This is a genomic window from Bacillus sp. GMs2/2, from assembly GCF_050172095.1.
GTDB lineage: Bacteria > Bacillota > Bacilli > Bacillales > Bacillaceae_G > Bacillus_A > Bacillus_A cereus.
Genome location: NZ_JBNLYE010000772.1, coordinates 1 through 692, shown reverse-complemented (window position 1 = coordinate 692; position 692 = coordinate 1). Strand labels below are relative to the sequence as shown.

The window sequence follows — 692 nt, the reverse complement described above, 5'->3', positions numbered from 1 at the left end:
TCATTGGCAACAAAGAAATGCTCACATACACTTGAAATACGTTTTAAATCCACATTGCCACCTGAAATAACCGCTACTACTTTTTTACCCTGTACATATTTATCAACTTTGCCTGCTAGAAGAGCGGCTGTGGCTAATGCTCCCGCGCCTTCTACGACAGCTTTTCCGCGTTGCAGTAAGTCTTTCATTGCTACTTCTAATTCTTCTTCCGATACAGTTACAATATCATCTACTAGGTCTTTTACAATTTCAAAAGTTAAATTCCCTGGTATTTTTACCGCACAACCATCCGCTATTGTTGGTGCTTCATAGTGTTCTAAAATTCTCCCCGCATCATAAGAAGCTTTCATTCCATGAACATTATCTGCTTGAACCCCAATAATATTAATGGAAGGATTAAATGATTTCAGCGCTACAGCAATTCCTGAAATAATTCCTCCTCCACCAATAGGTACAATAACAGTATCAACATCCCACATATCATCCAGAATATCTAACCCAATTGTCCCTTGGCCAGCCATTACTTCTACATCATCATATGGATGTAGGTATGTTTCGCCTGTTTCTTTTATAATCTCTTCACACTTCGCTTTTGCATCATCAAATGTATCACCGTATAAAATAACTTCAGAACCATATCCTCTCGTCGCATCCACTTTAGCTTGCGGTGCAGAGGTTGGCATCACAATTTT

Annotated in this window: 1 protein-coding gene; it reads right to left on the bottom strand. The window is 39.0% G+C overall.

Annotated elements, in window-relative coordinates; all coding sequences use genetic code 11:
- Positions 1–692 (bottom strand): pyridoxal-phosphate dependent enzyme (locus ACQGS6_RS29420; RefSeq protein ID WP_426966105.1); only part of this gene is annotated, 692 nt, incomplete at both ends.